4 protein-coding genes are annotated in these 4574 nt (G+C 44.5%); 1 reads left to right on the top strand and 3 read right to left on the bottom strand.

Translation table 11 applies throughout. The features are described from left to right. Positions 1-2023 (bottom strand): DUF4347 domain-containing protein (locus IQ263_RS27705; RefSeq protein ID WP_194071247.1); only part of this gene is annotated, 2023 nt, incomplete at its 3' end. Positions 2024-2311: 288 nt separating this feature from the next. Next, positions 2312-2449 (bottom strand): hypothetical protein, encoded by a 138-nt coding sequence (locus tag IQ263_RS27700; protein ID WP_194071246.1) that lies wholly within the window; start codon positions 2447-2449, stop codon positions 2312-2314. A 301-nt stretch (positions 2450-2750) separates the two neighbouring features. On the opposite strand from IQ263_RS27700, the gene IQ263_RS27695 reads away from it, so the two are divergent. After that, the gene (locus IQ263_RS27695; protein ID WP_228050424.1) at positions 2751-3002 is read left to right on the top strand and encodes a hypothetical protein; all 252 of its coding nucleotides are present in this window, start codon (positions 2751-2753) and stop codon (positions 3000-3002) included. Between the two features lie 115 nt (positions 3003-3117). Here IQ263_RS27695 and IQ263_RS27690 read toward each other — a convergent pair whose 3' ends face one another. Then, positions 3118-4098: an ABC transporter ATP-binding protein gene (locus IQ263_RS27690; RefSeq protein WP_194071245.1), complete on the bottom strand. Its 981-nt coding sequence runs from the start codon at positions 4096-4098 to the stop codon at positions 3118-3120. Positions 4099-4574 lie beyond the last annotated feature (476 nt).

The following is a 4574-nucleotide window of genomic DNA, read 5'->3' as shown; positions in this document are numbered from 1 at the left end:
TTGGAGTCGGAGTTGTTGGAGTCGGAGTTGTTGGAGTCGGAGTTGTTGGAGTCGGAGTTGTTGGAGTCGGAGTTGTTGGAGTCGGAGTTGTTGGAGTCGGAGTTGTTGGAGTCGGAGTTGTTGGAGTCGGAGTTGTTGGAGTCGGAGTTGTTGGAGTCGGAGTTGTTGGAGTCGGAGTTGTTGGAGTCGGAGTTGTTGGAGTCGGAGTTGTTGGAGTCGGAGTTGTTGGAGTCGGAGTTGTTGGAGTTGGAGCTACAGCGATGTCAACTTTCGCATTATTGTTCGTAATATCAGGGTCATTGCGATCGGCAGCAGCGATCGCGACTGTGTTACTAATAGTTTGCCCACCACTACCAGGATTGACTGTAGCTTTGAGAGTCAACGAGGTAGTATCATTAACCGCTAACTTGCCCACATCCCAAACACCTGTTACAGGATCGTAAGTGCCTTGGGTTGGAGTATTGCTTGTAAGACTGAGAGTTGTAGGTAACAAACTTGTCAACTTGATATTGGCAGCATCATTGCCTAGTGCCACATTTTTTGCACTGACAGTGTAGGTAATGACATCCCCTTCTTTGGGTGCGGGGTTGTCCACCGTGACAGTTACCCCCAAGTCAGCATTTAATTTCCAACCTATATCTTCCAGTATGCCAAGTGTAAGAGGCCCAGGGTTATAGATGGCTACTCCCAAACCCTGACGGGCTGTCATCAAGGAATTACTGCCATTTCCATAGGTGGCTTCGTCTAGGTGATCGATGCTTTGACTGTAAAAGATGTTAGGTGCTTCAATATTAAGTTTGGTGCCGCCATTTCCTGCGACAGCTTTGGGGCCATTGAAGAACAGGTTATTGCTGATTAGCTGGTTTCCTAGTGCGACAGAAGGCACAGGAAAAAGCACTGTGTCAGTGATTTTCTGACCTGAACCATTCTCAATAAATCTGGTGTAGATACTGGGATAGTTATTGATAGTATCAACCGAAATCCCTTGTCCAGTGGCAGAATCGAACCGAAAGGAGCCAATGAATCCCATTCCGTGAGCAATTTCATGGAGGAGTGTGGTAACCAAATCCGTTTGATTAGCACCGGGATTTGCATCGGTTCCAAAGTACCAAGAAAGTCCTGAAAAACTAGCGCTGGGATTATTGTTAACGCGGACATCGATTTCAGGGGAAGTTCCATTCAAATCCGTTCCTGCTAATTGGTTGGCTAGCGGTACTGGATAAAGAGTATTTGTTAACGGTGCGCCGGTAAAGTTTGCCGTGCCAGAGCCATCACCTGTTGCTAAAAAACCAGTTACAGTTTCCCAAGTTGCGTTAATTGTTACGTCTACTTTTGATGTGTCAACTAGCCGATTCCAAATATTAACTGCGTAATCAAATGCTGGTTTCGCTTGAGTTGAAAATGCTGCATCGTAAATAACTTTAATTGCCAAAATTCCTTGGTAAGCGTCTTGCACCTGTGGCCCAAACACCAAAGATGCCTCCATCGCCCCAGTGGCATACCCCAATTCCCAGTCACCGCCTTTCTGGGCACTACCAGTCAGACTCGTAGAAGCTGCCACATTAGCCCCTGTTAGCTGACTCAACCGCTGCGCGAAAGCAGCACCCAAATCTCCCTTTGCTACGTTGCAGCCATACAGAAGAATCTCAGCATTACTTGCCAGCCCCTTTGCCCATTCCTTTAACCACATCACAAAGTCGCAATTTCGGGAGGGGGAAAGAGACACTACACCCCGGTTTTCTTCGTTTATGATATTGGTTGGAGTGGAAGCGCTCAATGTATCCAAAGTCAGCATCGTATTGCCGAGTTGCAGAGAACCGACAGCGCCGTGGGATACAACGTGAACTGCTGAGAAGTTACCGCCCCGCAGTTTTTGAGCAATTTGTTCTACCCCGTTGCGGTTAGAATCCAGCAGGATTACTTCTGTTCCAGGGGTAACGCCGTCAACTAGAGTCTTCCAATTAGGGACAGCAGTATCGATAAATGCGATCGCTTTCGGAGTTTCAGAGATTTTGTGTGACATGATCTACCTTTAGCTATTTGGAAAATGGGAAATTATGGGCTTGCTACTTTGTCAGTTGCTTTAATTGAGCTTAAAATTGTTTAGATTAAACTCAGTAATTTTGCAGCAAAAAAGCTTGCTTGAAGAAACTTTTTTTTGCATCTAACTATTACTTGTGTGAACATAGCGACTCTAAATCAGTTTGGCAAAAGCATCATACTTTTTGAAGTCAGGAGAATTAAAAAGTTGATATTTGAAGAAAATCTCCACCAATCGTTTAACTGAAGCAAAACTCTTAGAGCAGTAAAATCAACGCCTAATAAAGTTTTTAACTTGTAGCCCAATTCCGTCAACAGGATTTCTCGCCATACCTAATCTTTGATGATTTTGAGGATCGGTGCTGCTCAAACTTCCATCAATCGTCGGCCCTAAGCTAATATTCGTCATAATCCCATCTCCTCAAAAATATAGTTGCGTCAAAACCAGCAAAGCCCGCCTTGCGAACCTTCCTAAATATCTATCAGGGCCTTCCTCTGCTTTTTATGCAGAGCGCCCTATTTTGTTACAAAAATTTACATTTCTCCCAAGAGCAGATAAGCTGTATGCCCGATCGCCCGCCAGATGCACCGTCACCAGATGCACCGTCACCAGATGCACCGTCCAACCTAGTTGACAGCCAGAGAAATCATTTCACCATCCTCGACAATCCTTAATCTGTACCGCCCACAACCAAGCTTATAATTATTATATGAGTATTCCCCTGAAACCAGAATCGGAATGGCAAGATATCGAGGATATTCAGCCCTTAATCAGAGCGCATTATCATGCCTCCAAAGCAGAAAAATTAGATACGGCAAATGCGATTATTTCTAAAGTTTGTGAATATTTGCGACAGTGGAATTGTGCAGAGTTAGTATGTGCAAATCTACAGTGGCTATTGTTAAAGGAAGTAAAAAATATTAGCCTTTCAGACACGGGAAATATGCCCACCCCACAATAAAATTAACCTCTTGTGGAACGGGCCGAAGAGCCCGTTTTCTTAGTCCGCGAAGGCGGACTTTGTATGTGTAGCCGCGGTTTCAACCGCCCGGTTTCAACCGCCGATTTTATCAACTTCAACTGCTCGAATAAATGCCTCTTTCTTGCAGTTGCTGCATAAAAAACTCTTCCAAAGAAGGCTTAGCCAAATTCATCCCAATTAGCTGCCCTCCCGTACCGCTCAGACTAGAAATAAACTCCTTCGGATCGCCCTGCAAATGACCGTACCACAAATCATTATCAACTTCCATATCCGGTATCCATTTTTGCAGGATATTCAAGTGGCCGCCCCTACCTTCAACCCGGTAAGTTTTAGTATTTCCCAGAAGTTCGTCGATCGCACCAATGCAGATTAACTCACCGCGAGCCAAAATTGCCACCCGATCGCAAATCTTCTCCACATCCGACAGTACGTGCGAATTAAAAAAAATCGTTTTTCCTTGATTTTTCAGCGATAAAATTATCTCCCGCATCTGATAGCGCCCCATCGGATCTAAACCAGACATCGGCTCATCCAAAAATACCACATCTGGATTGTTAATCAAAGCTTGAGCCATGCCGATCCGTTGCAGCATTCCCTTAGAATACTGGCGCAACTGTTTTTTGATGGCCGCCGATTGAGATAGCCCAACTAAGTCTAACAAATGCGGAATTCGCTGCCGCTGAATCGAGGCCGGAATTTCAAACAAGCCCGCCGCAAATTGCAAGAATTCCCAGCCCGTGAGATAATCGTAAAAGTAGGGATTTTCTGGCAAATAGCCGACTCGCCGCTTCACGTTGCGATCGCCCAAAGGCCTCCCCAACAGCAGCCCCCTGCCAGAAGTCGGCCGCACTATCCCCAGCAAAGCCTTCAGCAGCGTAGTTTTCCCCGCTCCATTCTGCCCTAACAACCCGAAAGTTTCCCCCTCAGAGACAGTCAGAGTGCAACTTTTGAGCGATTCTATTTTTTCGTTCATCCAGAAGCCGGTACGGTAGAACTTCCCCAGATTAAATATTTCCACCACTGGGGTAGCTCCGGGCATCTCGGTGGAAGTTGGCGCATCTATAAGAGGTTCCATTTTCGTCATCTAAATAAGCAGCATCTGATTATATTCTATTGCATAACAGAGAGTCATTAGTCATTAGTCATTAGTCATTAGTTATTGGTTATTGGTTATTGGTTATTAGTTATTAGTTATTGGTTATTGGTTATTGGTTATTGGTTATTGGTTACTTGCTACGAATTCCCCAGTTATTGGTTATTGGTTATTGGTTATTGGTTATTGGTTATTGGTTATTGGTTATTGGTTATTGGTTATTGGTTATTGGTTATTGGTTATTGTTACGAATTCCCCATTTCCAATTATCAATTCCAATAACAACTAACAGTCATCAGTCATCAGTCATCAGTCAACAGTCATCACGAAGCAGGGTAAACGCATCTTAATTTCAACCTAAAACATGATAAGATGAAGTATTGGGCTAAATCAAGTGCGTAATTAGGTGCGATGGATGGCAAAAGGGTTTACTTCGACTTTAACTGCCCAACAAAAAA

Source organism: Tychonema sp. LEGE 06208 (assembly GCF_015207505.1).
Taxonomy (GTDB): Bacteria; Cyanobacteriota; Cyanobacteriia; order Cyanobacteriales; family Microcoleaceae; genus Microcoleus.
Note: the sequence above shows the minus strand (reverse complement) of the source record. Positions and strands in the feature narration are given on the sequence as shown.

Excerpts from the sequence above, each read along its gene's own strand:
- IQ263_RS27700 (WP_194071246.1), bottom strand. The coding sequence starts at position 2,449 with ATGACGAATATTAGCTTAGGGCCGACGATTGATGGAAGTTTGAGCAGC.
- IQ263_RS27695 (WP_228050424.1), top strand. The coding sequence starts at position 2,751 with ATGAGTATTCCCCTGAAACCAGAATCGGAATGGCAAGATATCGAGGAT.
- IQ263_RS27690 (WP_194071245.1), bottom strand. The coding sequence starts at position 4,098 with ATGGAACCTCTTATAGATGCGCCAACTTCCACCGAGATGCCCGGAGCT.